Origin of the sequence: Vibrio sp. DW001 (assembly GCF_029016285.1) — a bacterium.
GTDB lineage: Bacteria > Pseudomonadota > Gammaproteobacteria > Enterobacterales > Vibrionaceae > Vibrio.
On record NZ_CP091975.1, the window covers coordinates 22,633 to 38,186 of the forward strand.

Below are 15,554 nucleotides of genomic sequence, written 5' to 3' on the forward strand. Positions count from 1 at the left end.
TGAGATTCCTTTTCCAAAAGTGATTAAAGTGAGCCTGTTTGTTGAGCTTGGTAGAATACGCCATCGTTTTCTGCCATATCTAGTAGCATTTGAGGGACTTCATAGAGTGGTCCCAATGCTTTGTATTGCGCCGCCATTTCAACATAGTATTTTGCTCCAATACTGTCTATATAGCGGAATACACCACCTCTAAATGGAGGGAAACCTAAACCATATACCAAGGCCATATCGGCTTCTTGTGGTGACGCAATAATGCCTTCTTCTAAGCAAAGCACGACTTCGTTAATCATAGGAATCATCATTCTTTGGATAATCGTGTCATCATCAAAGGCTTGTTTATTCGCACAAACAGATTCAAGAAGTGGCAAAACATCTTCAGATAATGATTTTTTAGGTCTACCTTTTTTATCGATAGAGTATGCGTAGAAACCATTACCATTCTTTTGGCCAAATTTGTTGGCTTCAAAGAGTGCACCAATAGAGTCTTTACCTTGTTTTGACATTCTTTCTGGAAAGCCCTGAGCCATAACTTCTTGCGCATGATGAGCAGTATCAATTCCCACGACATCAAGTAAATAAGCGGGTCCCATTGGCCAGCCAAATTTCTTTTCCATCACTTTGTCGACTTTAGTGAAGTCTGCACCATCTTTCAGGAGTGCACTAAACCCACCGAAGTATGGGAAAAGTACACGGTTGACAAAGAAACCCGGACAATCATTAACAACAATTGGGGACTTGCCCATTTTCGCAGCATAAGCCACAACACGATTAATGGTCTCTTCGGATGTTTTTTCACCGCGAATAATCTCTACTAGTGGCATACGGTGCACGGGGTTAAAGAAATGCATCCCACAGAAGTTTTCTGGACGTTTAAGTGATTTGGCAAGTAGGTTGATTGGGATCGTAGAGGTATTGGAAGCGATGACGCTATCTTCTGATGCGTATGCTTCGACTTCGCTCAATACGAAGGCTTTAATTTTAGGGTTTTCAACAACGGCTTCAACAATAATGTCGGATTGCTCAATGCCTGCGTAATGAAGGCTCGGTGTAATAGAAGAAAGAATACCCGTCATTTTGAAACCGTCGATACGACCTCTTGATAGCTGTTTGTTTAGTAACTTAGAGGCCTCTTTCATACCTAAATCAAGCGAGGCCTGAGCGATATCTTTCATCATCACGGGCACGCCTTTGAGCGCGGATTGGTAAGCGATACCACCGCCCATAATACCAGCGCCAAGTACTGCTGCTCTTTCTGTCTTTTTATTTGCAGATTTTGCGGCTTTTTTGGCAATCCCTTTTATATGTTGATCATTTAAGAATAATCCAACAAGGGATTTCGCTTCTTCCGATTTCGCCAGTTTGACAAAGTGTTTACGCTCTATATCTAATGCGGCATTTCGGCTACAGGTAGCAGCTTCTTCTATCGCTACCACCGAGGTTATTGGTGCAGGATAATGTGGCCCAGCCTTTTGTATGACTAAGCCTTTTGCCATTGTAAAACTCATCATGGCTTCCAGCTTACTAAGTGTTAACGCGGAGGTTTTTTGTTTACGGCGAGCCTGCCAATCGAGTCGTTTATTTTTTGCCTGAGTAATTGTGTTAATTGCCGACTCGAGTAGTTTGTCTGTATCAACAACCGCATCAAGCAAACCAATTTTAAGTGCGTCATCAGCGCGTTTTGGCTTGCCTGTGGTGATGAGCTCCATCGCTGTGTCAGCGCCAACCAAACGAGGCATACGAACAGACCCACCGAACCCAGGCATAATGCCTAGCTGTGTTTCTGGTAAACCTATGCTTGTGGTTTTGTCGCCAATACGAAAATCTGTCGCCAATACGCACTCGCAACCACCACCTAGAGCGTAACCCTTGATCATCGAAAGAGTGGGGACGGGTAGATCTTCTAGTTTGTTGAAAATACTATTTGCATACTGCACCCATTGGTCGAGATCTTTTTCTGGTTTAGCGAATAAACCTAAAAACTCTGTAATATCGGCGCCCACAATAAAAGTATCTTTATCTGAACTTAGAATGAGACCAGTTAAGCTTGAGTGATTTTTAAGGGCATCAAGAGCTTGATCGAGTGATTCAAGCGTTCCTAAATCAAGTTTGTTCACTGAGGTGGGTGCACAAAAGCTTAACTCGGCAATGCCGTCGTTTAATTCTCTTACCTGTAGGGTAGTGGCTTGGTAAATCATTATCTTTCTCCGTAAAAAAGCAATGCGTATTTGCTATCGAGAGTTCATTTTTTATTTATTTTTGGTCTGTTTGACAAAATTCTGGTTTGACCAGATGATTGATTTTGAACCACTGAAATCAAAATATCAACAAAATTCAAACAAGCGTTTAACATTTGTGATGTTGGTTTTCTGGTATAGGCGGGTTTTTATCGTGATAGACTAGTTAAATTAGTACGTTAGATAAGATAAAGATGAACGATCAACCGTATCGAGTTCCAGCAGAGTCCGTTGAGTTTGAAGAAGAGATTAAAAAAAGCCTTTTTATTACTCAACTTGCTCATGCGCCTACAATAGAAGCGGCCAAGAGCTTTATTGAGGAAGTAAAAGGAAAACACTCTGGTGCGCGACATAATTGTTGGGCGTTTGTGGCTGGCAGAGCGGATGACTCAATGATGTGGGGCTTTAGTGACGATGGTGAACCATCAGGCACAGCAGGTAAACCGATCTTAGCTCAGCTTAGTGGTTCAAGTGTGGGCGAGATGGTTGCAGTCGTTACTCGATACTCTGGAGGAATAAAGTTAGGAACTGGGGGATTGGTTAAGGCATATGGTGGTGGCGTACAGCAAGCACTTAAACGACTTCAAACTCTAGAGAAAAAAATCAACACTCAGTTGCAACTAAGGTTAGACTACTCGTTTATGCCCCTATTAAAAAATATAATGGCGCGATATGAAGCGTCGGTTTTGAATACAGAGTTTTTTGAACAGATTGAGATGACAATAGAGATAGAAAGGCGACAGGTTTCGGGCTTTACGCTAAGTGTCATCAATAAAAGTGGTGCGAGAATTATTGTTTCTCAAGATACCGTCACCCCAATGAAAAGATAACTAGGAAGTTAGAAGCTCAGCTTCATAATGCAAATATGCAATTTCGTTCAATTATCCGCATAGTCGGCTTGTTACTGGCCTTATTCAGTATATCTATGTTAGCGCCAGCATTTGTTGCTCTGGTCTATCGGGATGGTGCGGGTGTTCCATTTGTCAGTACCTTTTTTGTTTTGTTGTTTTGCGGAACGGCATGTTGGTTTCCCAATCGTAGACACAAAAAAGACTTAAAAGCTCGCGACGGCTTTCTTATCGTTGTCCTTTTTTGGACCGTTATAGGTAGTGCTGGCGCGTTACCTTTTCTCATATCTGAAGATCCAGCAATCACCGTTACCGATGCCTTTTTTGAATCTTTCTCTGCTTTAACTACTACGGGTGCAACGGTTATCGTTGGTTTAGATGATCTACCCAAAGCAATCTTGTTCTATCGTCAATTTCTACAGTGGTTTGGTGGGATGGGGATAATCGTACTAGCGGTAGCGATTCTTCCTGTTCTAGGTATTGGTGGAATGCAGCTTTATAGAGCTGAAATCCCAGGGCCAGTTAAAGACAGTAAGATGACTCCGAGAATCGCAGAAACAGCTAAAGCGCTTTGGTATATTTACCTGAGCTTAACCTTAGCTTGCGCAGGTGCATTCTGGCTTGCAGGTATGAGTGCGTTTGACGCTATTTGCCACAGCTTCTCAACGATTGCTATTGGTGGATTTTCAACCCATGACGCTAGTATGGGGTATTTCGACAGTCATGCTATCAATATGATTACGGTGGTATTCCTGCTTATTTCAGGTTGTAACTTCTCTTTGCATTTTGCTGCTTTCTCTTCAGGTGGGGTGCATCCTAAGTATTATATTAAAGATCCAGAATTTAGAGCGTTCTTCACGATCCAAGCGATACTGTTTCTTATTTGTTTCCTTTTATTGCTGATGCACCAATCGTATATCTCAATATATGATGCCTTTGACCAAGCATTGTTTCAGACGGTATCTATCTCGACTACCGCCGGGTTTACCACAACGGGCTTCTCTGAGTGGCCTCTATTCTTACCCGTGCTGTTGTTATTCTCTTCTTTTATAGGAGGGTGTGCAGGCTCTACAGGTGGAGGAATGAAGGTAATTCGTATCTTATTGCTTACCTTGCAAGGCTCCCGTGAAATTAAGCGACTGATCCACCCTAGAGCTGTATTTACAATAAAGCTTGGGGATAGTGCACTGCCACAGCGAGTAGTCGATGCAGTATGGGGCTTCTTCTCTGCTTATGCATTGGTGTTTGTTATCTGCATGTTGGCCTTGATCGCAACGGGTATTGATGAACTTAGCGCTTTTTCTGCCGTTGCATCAACATTGAATAACCTTGGTCCCGGACTAGGAGACGTTGCATTACACTATGGTGATGTTAATGACAAAGCCAAATGGGTATTAGTGGTGTCCATGTTATTTGGTCGATTGGAAATATTTACTCTATTAATTTTATTCACGCCTACCTTTTGGCGCAGTTAAGGGAAAGTCAGTGGAAAAAATCCTTTTTTTATATGCGACAACAGACGGTCAGACTGTAAAGATCTGCCAACATATTCAAAATGAACTACCAGGGTATGAATGTGAGTTTCAAAATCTCGATGAGAAAGCAGACGTCGACTTTGCCGCCTACAATAAGGTCGTTATTGGCGCATCTATTCGTTATGGGCATCTGAGTAAAAATCTTTACCGCTTTATAGGGAGGAACTTAGAAGCGCTAAACCATTATAAAGTTGCGTTCTTTTGCGTAAACCTAACTGCTCGTAAAGAAGACCAAGGCAAAGATACACCAGAAGGGAGCGCCTACATGCGTACCTTCCTAAAAAAATCACCTTGGACACCGAAGCTACAAGGTGTGTTTGCTGGAGCCCTTCGTTATCCCAAGTATAAGTTCATCGATAGAGTCATGATTCAGCTCATTATGAAAATGACGGGAGGAGAAACGGATTCTAGTAAAGAGATTGAATACACTAACTGGGATAAAGTAACGAAATACGCCCAGTCTATTAAAGAAATGTAAACAAAACTCGTCTTTTTACCCCTTATTGAGTCAATTTTGTTCGAATAGAAATTAAATTCGGGAAAAGTGCAAAAAGGGGTTGCCAATGTGATTCATGTCTCTATAATGCGCCTCACTGACACGGTAGAGCCCACAAGGCTTTGCAGAGAAATCAGTAAGACGAGCAGCTTGAAAAAGCCCTTCGAAATTAAAATGAAAAAGTATTTGACTCTTCACTTTAAATCGCTAGAATGCACGTCCGCTTCAAGGAAAGCTTTACAGCAACCGAGAAGCAACGCTCTTTAACAATTTAAACCTATATCAATCTGTGTGGGCACTCGTTGATGACAATCGAAGATGATTCTCTGCTTTAGGGCACGAAATCAACAACGGTTTCAATGAACTGAGTGACCTAATTTGATGCTTACTTTGTTTTTACTTTTTTAAAAGTGAAAGTGAATTAACGTCGAACACAGTTATTTAAATATCACTCTGTTGGAGTGATAGAACTTTAAAGAACACTTTACTATTTAACCTTTGGTTATCTAAAGTAAAAGGCAATTTAAAGTCAGTATTCATTGAGCCAAAAAGAACTTAAATTGAAGAGTTTGATCATGGCTCAGATTGAACGCTGGCGGCAGGCTTAACACATGCAAGTCGAGCGGAAACGAAATTAACAATCCTTCGGGAGCGTTAATAGGCGTCGAGCGGCGGACGGGTGAGTAATGCTTAGGAATTTGCCCAGTTGAGGGGGATAACTATTGGAAACGATAGCTAATACCGCATACGCCCTACGGGGGAAAGGAGGGGACCTTCGGGCCTTCCGCGATTGGATAAGCCTAAGTGAGATTAGCTAGTTGGTGGGGTAATGGCTCACCAAGGCGACGATCTCTAGCTGGTCTGAGAGGATGATCAGCCACACTGGAACTGAGACACGGTCCAGACTCCTACGGGAGGCAGCAGTGGGGAATATTGCACAATGGGCGAAAGCCTGATGCAGCCATGCCGCGTGTATGAAGAAGGCCTTCGGGTTGTAAAGTACTTTCAGTAGTGAGGAAGACAGTAAGTTTAATACGCTTATTGTTTGACGTTAGCTACAGAAGAAGCACCGGCTAACTCCGTGCCAGCAGCCGCGGTAATACGGAGGGTGCGAGCGTTAATCGGAATTACTGGGCGTAAAGCGCATGCAGGTGGTTTGTTAAGTCAGATGTGAAAGCCCGGGGCTCAACCCCGGAAGGTCATTTGAAACTGGCAAACTAGAGTACTGTAGAGGGGGGTAGAATTTCAGGTGTAGCGGTGAAATGCGTAGAGATCTGAAGGAATACCAGTGGCGAAGGCGGCCCCCTGGACAGATACTGACACTCAGATGCGAAAGCGTGGGGAGCAAACAGGATTAGATACCCTGGTAGTCCACGCCGTAAACGATGTCTACTTGAAGGTTGTGGCCTTGAGCCGTGGCTTTCGGAGCTAACGCGTTAAGTAGACCGCCTGGGGAGTACGGTCGCAAGATTAAAACTCAAATGAATTGACGGGGGCCCGCACAAGCGGTGGAGCATGTGGTTTAATTCGATGCAACGCGAAGAACCTTACCTACTCTTGACATCCAGAGAAGCCAGTGGAGACACAGGCGTGCCTTCGGGAGCTCTGAGACAGGTGCTGCATGGCTGTCGTCAGCTCGTGTTGTGAAATGTTGGGTTAAGTCCCGCAACGAGCGCAACCCTTATCCTTAATTGCCAGCGAGTTATGTCGGGAACTTTGGGGAGACTGCCGGTGATAAACCGGAGGAAGGTGGGGACGACGTCAAGTCATCATGGCCCTTACGAGTAGGGCTACACACGTGCTACAATGGCGCATACAGAGGGCAGCCAGCTAGCAATAGTGAGCGAATCCCAAAAAGTGCGTCGTAGTCCGGATTGGAGTCTGCAACTCGACTCCATGAAGTCGGAATCGCTAGTAATCGTAGATCAGAATGCTACGGTGAATACGTTCCCGGGCCTTGTACACACCGCCCGTCACACCATGGGAGTGGGCTGCAAAAGAAGTAGGTAGTTTAACCTTCGGGGGGACGCTTACCACTTTGTGGTTCATGACTGGGGTGAAGTCGTAACAAGGTAGCCCTAGGGGAACCTGGGGCTGGATCACCTCCTTAAACGATGATTGCACATGATGAGTGTCTACACAAATTGATATAGGTTTAGAAAGTAAAGAGAGTAGAAGGCCACCGTGCCTTCGACCCTATGTCCCGTTCGTCTAGAGGCCTAGGACACCGCCCTTTCACGGCGGTAACAGGGGTTCGACTCCCCTACGGGATACCATCTTTAAGTATATTCTTTGAGTGTATTTAAAAATGGTTTTCACTTATTACGATAAGTATAAAATCTTTGCTCTTTAACAATTTGGAAAGCTGACTGATAAATAATTGATTATTATTTATCAAAATAAAAGTTCTCAAATCCTATTGGATCCTTTTTTAAAAGGAAACTCTAGGATCTTGTTGTCACTTCGGTGATAACAAACCAACACACATTCAAGTGTTCTTGGAAACACCTAACTTCGGTTAGATGTTTAATATTTGAGTCCGGCAAAATCGAAAATGTTGTCTCGCTCATTCAAATAATGAGGCAACGATAGAAACCTTGGTTGCTAATACAATAACAATTCGTTGTTATTTCGCGTAAGCGAAACCCTTTGGGGTTGTATGGTTAAGTGACTAAGCGTACACGGTGGATGCCTTGGCAGTCAGAGGCGATGAAGGACGTATTAACTTGCGATAAGCGTAGATAAGGCAGTAAAAGCCACTTGAGTCTACGATTTCCGAATGGGGAAACCCACTAGCAAAAGCTAGTATTATTAACTGAATACATAGGTTAATAAGGCAAACCCGGGGAACTGAAACATCTAAGTACCCGGAGGAGTAGAAATCAACCGAGATTCCGAAAGTAGCGGCGAGCGAAATTGGATTAGCCCTTAAGCTTTTAATGATGCAGGTGAAGATTCTGGAAAGTATCGCGATACAAGGTGATAGCCCTGTAACCGACACATCATTTTAAGTGAAAACGAGTAAGGCGGGACACGTGATATCCTGTTTGAATATGGGGGGACCATCCTCCAAGGCTAAATACTACTGACTGACCGATAGTGAACCAGTACCGTGAGGGAAAGGCGAAAAGAACCCCTGTGAGGGGAGTGAAATAGAACCTGAAACCGTGTACGTACAAGCAGTAGGAGCAGGCATTGCGTCCTGTGACTGCGTACCTTTTGTATAATGGGTCAGCGACTTATATTTAGTAGCAAGGTTAACCGTATAGGGGAGCCGTAGGGAAACCGAGTCTTAACTGGGCGTCGAGTTGCTAGGTATAGACCCGAAACCAGGTGATCTAGCCATGGGCAGGTTGAAGGTTGAGTAACATCAACTGGAGGACCGAACCGACTAATGTTGAAAAATTAGCGGATGACTTGTGGCTAGGGGTGAAAGGCCAATCAAACCTGGAGATAGCTGGTTCTCCCCGAAAGCTATTTAGGTAGCGCCTCGGACGAATACTACTGGGGGTAGAGCACTGTTAAGGCTAGGGGGTCATCCCGACTTACCAACCCTTTGCAAACTCCGAATACCAGTAAGTACTATCCGGGAGACACACGGCGGGTGCTAACGTCCGTCGTGGAGAGGGAAACAACCCAGACCGCCAGCTAAGGTCCCAAAGTATAGCTAAGTGGGAAACGATGTGGGAAGGCTCAGACAGCCAGGATGTTGGCTTAGAAGCAGCCATCATTTAAAGAAAGCGTAATAGCTCACTGGTCGAGTCGGCCTGCGCGGAAGATGTAACGGGGCTAAGCTATACACCGAAGCTGCGGCAATGTAATTTATTATGTTGGGTAGGGGAGCGTTCTGTAAGCCGTTGAAGGTGGACTGTAAGGTCTGCTGGAGGTATCAGAAGTGCGAATGCTGACATGAGTAACGATAATGGGAGTGAAAAACTCCCACGCCGGAAGACCAAGGGTTCCTGTCCAACGTTAATCGGGGCAGGGTAAGTCGACCCCTAAGGCGAGGCCGAAAGGCGTAGTCGATGGGAAACGGGTTAATATTCCCGTACTTCTTATAATTGCGATGGGGGGACGGAGAAGGCTAGGTGAGCCTGGCGATGGTAGTCCAGGTTCAAGGGTGTAGGCTAATTTCTTAGGTAAATCCGGGAAATTGTTAGGCTGAGACCCGATGTCGAGTCACTACGGTGATGAAGTCATTGATGCCATGCTTCCAGGAAAAGCCTCTAAGCTTCAGATTATAAGAAATCGTACCCCAAACCGACACAGGTGGTCGGGTAGAGAATACCAAGGCGCTTGAGAGAACTCGGGTGAAGGAACTAGGCAAAATGGTACCGTAACTTCGGGAGAAGGTACGCTCTTGACGGTGAAATCCCTTGCGGATGGAGCTATCGGGAGTCGCAGATACCAGGTGGCTGCAACTGTTTATTAAAAACACAGCACTGTGCAAAATCGTAAGATGACGTATACGGTGTGACGCCTGCCCGGTGCCGGAAGGTTAATTGATGGGGTTAGTCTTCGGACGAAGCTCTTGATCGAAGCCCCGGTAAACGGCGGCCGTAACTATAACGGTCCTAAGGTAGCGAAATTCCTTGTCGGGTAAGTTCCGACCTGCACGAATGGCGTAATGATGGCCACGCTGTCTCCACCCGAGACTCAGTGAAATTGAAATCGCTGTGAAGATGCAGTGTACCCGCGGCTAGACGGAAAGACCCCGTGAACCTTTACTACAGCTTGGCACTGAACATTGACCCTACATGTGTAGGATAGGTGGGAGACTTTGAAACTTCGTCGCTAGATGGAGTGGAGTCGACCTTGAAATACCACCCTTGTATGCTTGATGTTCTAACGTCGGCCCCTTATCGGGGTTGCGGACAGTGCCTGGTGGGTAGTTTGACTGGGGCGGTCTCCTCCCAAAGAGTAACGGAGGAGCACGAAGGTGGGCTAAACACGGTTGGACATCGTGTGGTTAGTGCAATGGCATAAGCCCGCTTGACTGCGAGAATGACAATTCGAGCAGGTGCGAAAGCAGGTCATAGTGATCCGGTGGTTCTGAATGGAAGGGCCATCGCTCAACGGATAAAAGGTACTCCGGGGATAACAGGCTGATACCGCCCAAGAGTTCATATCGACGGCGGTGTTTGGCACCTCGATGTCGGCTCATCACATCCTGGGGCTGAAGTCGGTCCCAAGGGTATGGCTGTTCGCCATTTAAAGTGGTACGCGAGCTGGGTTTAGAACGTCGTGAGACAGTTCGGTCCCTATCTGCCGTGGGCGTTGGAAGATTGAAAGGGGCTGCTCCTAGTACGAGAGGACCGGAGTGGACGAACCACTGGTGTTCGGGTTGTCATGCCAATGGCATTGCCCGGTAGCTAAGTTCGGAATCGATAAGCGCTGAAAGCATCTAAGCGCGAAGCGAGCCTTGAGATGAGTCTTCCCTGGCACTTTACGTGTCCTAAAGGGTTGTTCGAGACTAGAACGTTGATAGGCAGGGTGTGTAAGCGTTGTGAGGCGTTGAGCTAACCTGTACTAATTGCCCGTGAGGCTTAACCATACAACACCCAAGGGGTTTTGTGGACTCAATGTAAGAACATTGAATGTGTGAAAACTTTTATTTAAGTCAGTAATCCAGATTATTAAAGTTTTCTATCGTGATAGGAAGCTTGACCAAATTTGCTTGGCGACCATAGCGTTGTGGACCCACCTGAACCCATGCCGAACTCAGAAGTGAAACGCAACAGCGCCGATGGTAGTGTGGGGTCTCCCCATGTGAGAGTAGGACATCGCCAGGCTCTATTTATGTTTTTAGATTTTAAAAATCTGAAAGCAAACAATAATTAAAGCAATAAAGTAACATATAAGACTTTGATTATTAGCAGAATAAAATAGCCCGTTCTTTGATCGGGCTATTGCTTTTTGCACATATCCAAATTTAGAGCGCTGATATAGCTCAGCCCGGTAGAGCGCATCCTTGGTAAGGATGAGGTCCCCAGTTCGAGTCTGGGTATCAGCACCAGAATTTTTCTTGGCAACCATAGCATTGTGGACCCACCTGATTCCATGCCGAACTCAGAAGTGAAACGCAATAGCGCCGATGGTAGTGTGGGGTCTCCCCATGTGAGAGTAGGACATTGCCAGGTTCTAATTTTATATTGTCACTTTTTATAAGTGATAGTAATGAGCCTTTTAATCTTGTTAAGATAAAGGTTAGAAATTCGAAAAGCCTTCCCACAAGGGAAGGCTTTTTTCGTTTAATTAGATATAAATTTATTCTCAGCTAACTCCCAAAGTGCGTGGATCAATGGATCATTTAATTTGGATCGGTTACAGCAAATTCCTAAATCAAATGGCTTTACTGACTCTAGCTTTAATCTCTGTATCTTATCCTTTACTGGACTATTGTTGATGACTACATCTGGCGCAATACCAATTCCACAACCTAGTGCGACCATACTAACAATCGCTTCATGTCCCGATACCTGGGCGTATATATTGGGCTTAATTTTTTTCTTTTTAAACCAATGATTTGCGCGGTCTCTTGCGGTTCCAGCTTCTGGTAGAATAAAAGGGATGGTTTCCCACATAGGCTGTTCTTTTAGTAATTCTTGAGAAAAGCTACTAATACCTGTTGGCGCAATAATTGAAAGCGGTATATTACCGATAGTTTCGAATGCCAATCTGGCTGGTAGTTGTTCTGGTTTTGCTGATATAGCGATATCTGCCTTGCCTTCTAGAACAATGTCTATCGCTTGTGCTGGATCACCCGTGGATATTTTTAGTTCGATTTGTGGATAGGTGAGTCGAAAGTCATTCAATAGATCAGGCAGATGGCTATAGCTTGCTGTCACCGAGCAGAATAGATGAATCTCACCTTCTAACTCTTTGCTCTGTTCTGACAACTCTGACCGGTATCCATACCAGTCAGTCGTGATACTTAGCGCGATTGGTAAGAGTTTTTTACCTGCGTTAGTAAGGTCTACACTTCTGTTATCTCGAATAAGAAGACTCTGCCCTATTTCTTCTTCAAGCTTTTGAATTTGACGACTCAAAGCGGATGGACTGACGTGCATTGCATGCGCGGTTTTGTTGAAGCTTCTGCTATCACACAGGTGGATAAACAACTGAAGGCTCTTAATATTCATATCTTCACACTTGATATTGCATTTATTGCATTTACTAATTGTGAATATATCACTTTAAGCAATTAAACGCCTGCATTACTATGTGGTTATTCGACTCACATGCAGTCGACCAACGGACAATTCTTAAAGGAGTCTCTTACATGGCTAACTATTTCAATACTCTTAATCTACGCGAGCAATTAGACCAACTTGGTCGCTGTCGTTTTATGGATCGTGAAGAATTTGCGGCAGAAGCGGATTACCTTAAAGGTAAAAAAGTTGTGATCGTTGGTTGTGGTGCTCAAGGCCTTAACCAAGGTCTTAACATGCGTGATTCCGGTCTTGATATTGCTTATGCGCTACGTCAGGCTGCGATTGATGAAAAGCGTCAGTCATTCAAAAATGCGAGTGAAAATGGTTTTGAAGTAGGCAGTTACGAGACTCTTATCCCTAAAGCCGATCTGGTTGTGAATCTAACGCCAGACAAGCAACACACTAATGTTGTAGAAACGATTATGCCTCTGATGAAAGAGGGTGCAGCTCTAGGTTACTCTCACGGTTTCAACATCGTTGAAGAGGGTATGCAGGTTCGTAAAGATATAACGGTGGTTATGGTTGCACCTAAGTGTCCGGGTACAGAAGTACGTGAAGAATACAAACGCGGATTCGGTGTGCCAACACTCATCGCTGTTCACCCAGAAAATGATCCACAGGGCGAAGGTTGGGATATTGCCAAAGCTTGGGCTGCGGGTACTGGTGGCCACAGAGCTGGTTGTCTAGAGTCGTCTTTTGTCGCAGAAGTTAAATCAGACCTAATGGGAGAGCAAACTATCCTATGTGGCATGTTGCAAGCGGGTTCTATCGTATGTTATGAGAAAATGATTTCTGAAGGTATTGATGAAGGCTATGCAGGTAAGCTTCTTCAGTTCGGTTGGGAAACAATTACAGAAGCACTTAAATTTGGTGGCATCAGTCACATGATGGATCGCTTATCTAACCCCGGAAAAGTTAAAGCATTTGAGCTTTCTGAAGAGCTTAAAGAACTAATGCGCCCTCTTTATAATAAACACATGGACGATATTATCGTTGGTAATTTTTCGGGCACGATGATGGCAGATTGGGCTAACGACGATGTGAATCTATTAGGTTGGCGCGAAGAGACGGGCCAAACAGCGTTTGAAAACTATCCTGAGACAGACGTAGAAATCTCGGAGCAAGAGTATTTCGATAACGGTATCTTGATGATTGCGATGGTTCGTGCAGGTGTTGAACTCGCATTTGAAGCGATGACAGCATCTGGCATCATTGACGAGTCAGCATACTATGAGTCATTACATGAACTTCCGTTGATTGCTAATACCGTTGCACGTAAACGTCTTTATGAAATGAACGTCGTTATCTCTGATACTGCTGAATATGGTAATTATCTATTTGCTAACGTAGCAACGCCACTTCTACGTGAGAAGTTCATGCCGAAAGTGGGTACTGATGTCATTGGTAAAGGCTTAGGCGAGACGTCTAATCATGTTGATAATGGAACGTTGATTGAAGTGAATGAAATCATTCGAAATCACCCTGTAGAGTATATTGGTGAAGAGTTGCGTGGCTATATGACGGATATGAAGCGTATTGCTGTAGGCGGTTAATTCCTTCTCAGATTGTCCCGTCCTAAAATACGTTGACGGTTTTAATAGAAGGTCAGAAGCTTTTCGCTCTGACCTTTTTTGTGCACCTCGTTTGGTGTCTTCATTCCCAAGCTTAAATGCGGTCTCATTCCATTATATATCTGTATTGATTCATCAACGAGCAGTTTTAATTCATCAAGTCCTCGGCACTTGTACAACAAAAACTCCTGTTTCAGTATGCCATTTATACGCTCTGCAAGGGCATTTTGATAACAGTCATACCCATCTGTCATCGATGGCTTAATTCCGCTTCTTGTCAATGCTGTCTGATAAACACCAGAGCAATATTGTAGTCCTCTATCTGAATGATGAATGGCATTACGGCTGTATTGCCGATTCTTGACGGCCATATTCAGTGCTTTGACGACATCTGTTGCCTTCATCTCGTTACTTAATTCATATCCCATTATTTTCCTGCTGTAAGCACCAGTGACCAAAGACAAATAATGTACTCCTTGCTCTGATTCCACATAAGTAATATCGCTAACAAATACTTCTTCAGGTGTTTTGGGGGAATGCTCTTTAAGTAAGTTCGGATGCTTGCGCATCCAGTGGTTACTATTCGTCGTTTTCGTATAACTTTTACGAGGTTGGACAAGCATTCCTTGTTCTCTTAAGTAACGAAATAACCCATCCCTACCAAGCTTGATACCTTGTTTTTCCAGTTCTGGCTTAATTAGTTGGTAAAGCTTTCTAGCCCAAATTCGTGGCATATATTTGCGCCAGTACATCACGCACTCTCGAACAGGTTCGAGTTTCTTAGCTCTATTTTGTATCCGTTTGATCGCTTGATAAACACATTGAGCAGTCATCCCTAGAGCTCGACAAGCAGGAGCGAGTTTTACTTGTCCCTTTTCTTTGGCTTGCCAGAGGGTTCGGATAAGTACTTTTTTCTTAGACCTGCCCCGTATTCTTTATCCATGATATCAACCATCCCATTGAGGACGATATTCTTCATTTTCTCTTCTTCTAGTTGACGTTCGAGGCGCTTGATTTTTTGAGCTGGAGTCTCTTTTGATTTAGGCATATTGGGTACATAAATTGGTTTCGACCAATCTAGTTTACCATGCTTTTTTAACCACACGAGCACGGTGCTGCGCCCCTGAATGCCATAGTTTTTTTGAGCTTGCTTGTAGGTGAAATCGCCTTTTTCAACTTGATTGACTACTGCCAATTTAAAGCCTAATGAGTAATCTCTTTGTGAGCGTCGAGCTCGGTTGGGTGTTGGATTGTCCATTTTAAAGTCCTCAATGTGTAAACACATTTCAGGACGAGACAGATAAAATAAAAAGGCCTAGTCTATTAATAGACTAGGCCTTTTTTAATGGTTTTAGTTTTTACACTTTACCTTTGATTATTTGTCAGTAAACTTCGCTTCAATTTCAGCTAACTTCGCTTCCATCTCTGTTATTTTTTGGCGAGTGCGTAGCAGTACTTGGGTCTGAACATCGAACTCTTCACGGCTAACAACATCTAATTTGTTTAGCTGACCTTGGATAACTTGACGAACTTTTTGATCAACATCAGCACCCAGCTCTTTTACTGGAGCGGGCATCGATTCATGAATTTGCTTTGCAATCTGTTCTAATTTTTTTGGATCAAACATGAGACGTAAACTCCTATCAATTTGAATTC

8 protein-coding genes, 2 tRNA genes and 4 rRNA genes are annotated in these 15,554 nt (G+C 44.1%); 10 read left to right on the forward strand and 4 right to left on the reverse strand.

Annotated features, from left to right (window positions below; all coding sequences use genetic code 11):
- Positions 1–23 precede the first annotated feature (23 nt).
- Positions 24–2,195, reverse strand: coding sequence for a fatty acid oxidation complex subunit alpha FadB (gene fadB, locus L3V77_RS00100; RefSeq protein ID WP_275135222.1), 2,172 nt, complete (start codon positions 2,193–2,195; stop codon positions 24–26).
- Positions 2,196–2,428: 233 nt separating this feature from the next.
- Between fadB and L3V77_RS00105 the strand changes: the two genes are divergently transcribed.
- The 9 genes from L3V77_RS00105 (at position 2,429) to rrf (L3V77_RS00145) (ending at position 11,253) form a co-directional block, all read left to right on the forward strand.
- Positions 2,429–3,064, forward strand: a complete 636-nt coding sequence (locus tag L3V77_RS00105; RefSeq protein WP_275135223.1) for a YigZ family protein — start codon at positions 2,429–2,431, stop codon at positions 3,062–3,064.
- Between the two features lie 35 nt (positions 3,065–3,099).
- The gene (locus L3V77_RS00110; RefSeq protein WP_195704771.1) at positions 3,100–4,557 is read left to right on the forward strand and encodes a TrkH family potassium uptake protein; all 1,458 of its coding nucleotides are present in this window, start codon (positions 3,100–3,102) and stop codon (positions 4,555–4,557) included.
- A gap of 10 nt (positions 4,558–4,567) precedes the next feature.
- A complete protein-coding gene (gene hemG / locus L3V77_RS00115; protein WP_275135224.1) occupies positions 4,568–5,095 on the forward strand; it encodes a menaquinone-dependent protoporphyrinogen IX dehydrogenase in 528 nt (175 codons plus the stop codon).
- A gap of 575 nt (positions 5,096–5,670) precedes the next feature.
- A 16S ribosomal RNA gene (locus tag L3V77_RS00120) occupies positions 5,671–7,223 on the forward strand.
- A 90-nt stretch (positions 7,224–7,313) separates the two neighbouring features.
- Positions 7,314–7,389: transfer RNA gene (locus L3V77_RS00125), tRNA-Glu, on the forward strand.
- Between the two features lie 385 nt (positions 7,390–7,774).
- A 23S ribosomal RNA gene (locus tag L3V77_RS00130) occupies positions 7,775–10,667 on the forward strand.
- 122 nt (positions 10,668–10,789) lie between these two features.
- Positions 10,790–10,905 (forward strand): 5S ribosomal RNA (gene rrf / locus L3V77_RS00135).
- A 147-nt stretch (positions 10,906–11,052) separates the two neighbouring features.
- Positions 11,053–11,129, forward strand: a tRNA-Thr gene (locus L3V77_RS00140).
- Positions 11,130–11,137: 8 nt separating this feature from the next.
- Positions 11,138–11,253, forward strand: a 5S ribosomal RNA gene (gene rrf, locus L3V77_RS00145).
- Together the 16S, 23S and 5S rRNA genes with 2 tRNA genes alongside form the textbook arrangement of a ribosomal RNA operon.
- Before the next feature lie 111 nt (positions 11,254–11,364).
- Here rrf (L3V77_RS00145) and ilvY read toward each other — a convergent pair.
- On the reverse strand, positions 11,365–12,255 hold the full coding sequence (gene ilvY / locus L3V77_RS00150; protein WP_275135225.1) for an HTH-type transcriptional activator IlvY: 891 nt from the start codon (positions 12,253–12,255) through the stop codon (positions 11,365–11,367).
- Between the two features lie 140 nt (positions 12,256–12,395).
- Here ilvY and ilvC point away from each other — a divergent pair, with 140 nt between their 5' ends.
- Positions 12,396–13,880: a ketol-acid reductoisomerase gene (gene ilvC / locus L3V77_RS00155; protein ID WP_275135226.1), complete on the forward strand. Its 1,485-nt coding sequence runs from the start codon at positions 12,396–12,398 to the stop codon at positions 13,878–13,880.
- A gap of 41 nt (positions 13,881–13,921) precedes the next feature.
- Here ilvC and L3V77_RS00160 read toward each other — a convergent pair.
- Positions 13,922–15,156, reverse strand: a protein-coding gene (locus tag L3V77_RS00160; RefSeq protein WP_275135227.1) for an IS3 family transposase whose coding sequence is annotated in 2 segments (ribosomal slippage) — positions 13,922–14,805 and positions 14,805–15,156 — 1,236 coding nt in all. Because the reading frame shifts where the segments join, the coding sequence is not laid out codon by codon here.
- Positions 15,157–15,273: 117 nt separating this feature from the next.
- A complete protein-coding gene (locus tag L3V77_RS00165) occupies positions 15,274–15,525 on the reverse strand; it encodes an accessory factor UbiK family protein (protein ID WP_195704775.1) in 252 nt (83 codons plus the stop codon).
- Positions 15,526–15,554: the final 29 nt, after the last annotated feature.

Bases quoted from the DNA above. Each gene is read 5' to 3' on its own strand.
- L3V77_RS00165 (WP_195704775.1), bottom strand. From the start codon at position 15,525: ATGTTTGATCCAAAAAAATTAGAACAGATTGCAAAGCAAATTCATGAA.
- ilvY (WP_275135225.1), bottom strand. From the start codon at position 12,255: ATGAATATTAAGAGCCTTCAGTTGTTTATCCACCTGTGTGATAGCAGA.
- fadB (WP_275135222.1), bottom strand. From the start codon at position 2,195: ATGATTTACCAAGCCACTACCCTACAGGTAAGAGAATTAAACGACGGC.
- ilvC (WP_275135226.1), top strand. From the start codon at position 12,396: ATGGCTAACTATTTCAATACTCTTAATCTACGCGAGCAATTAGACCAA.
- L3V77_RS00110 (WP_195704771.1), top strand. From the start codon at position 3,100: ATGCAATTTCGTTCAATTATCCGCATAGTCGGCTTGTTACTGGCCTTA.
- L3V77_RS00105 (WP_275135223.1), top strand. From the start codon at position 2,429: ATGAACGATCAACCGTATCGAGTTCCAGCAGAGTCCGTTGAGTTTGAA.